This window comes from Vogesella mureinivorans, assembly GCF_007644035.1.
GTDB classification, from domain to species: Bacteria; Pseudomonadota; Gammaproteobacteria; order Burkholderiales; family Chromobacteriaceae; genus Vogesella; species Vogesella mureinivorans.
The window spans coordinates 1-278 of sequence record NZ_VMTV02000061.1; the positions used below are offsets into that span (position 1 = coordinate 1).

At 36.0% G+C, this 278-nt stretch carries 1 pseudogene; it reads right to left on the bottom strand.

Going from position 1 to position 278, the window contains the following annotated elements:
* A pseudogene (rpsA, locus tag FLQ44_RS01745) lies at positions 1-195 on the bottom strand (30S ribosomal protein S1); the annotation flags it as partial.
* Positions 196-278 lie beyond the last annotated feature (83 nt).

Consider the following 278-nt stretch of genomic DNA (forward strand, 5'->3'; position numbering starts at 1 on the left):
GTCGCCGACTTGAACTTCAAGTTCGCCTTGAGCATTTGTAAATTCTTCAGCAGGAATTGATGATTCAGATTTAAAACCTGTATCAACGATTACATAGCCTTTTTGAATAGCTACTACAGTACCTTTAACCACAGAACCTAAACGAGCTTCTGCCGCAAGGAATTCTTCAAGTAGTTGAGCAAAATTTTCTGACATAATTTTCTTCTTAAATAAAAATGAACATCCATTTAACATCCTGTTTAAACGGGGTTAGTAATAATGACCGAACACATCCTATG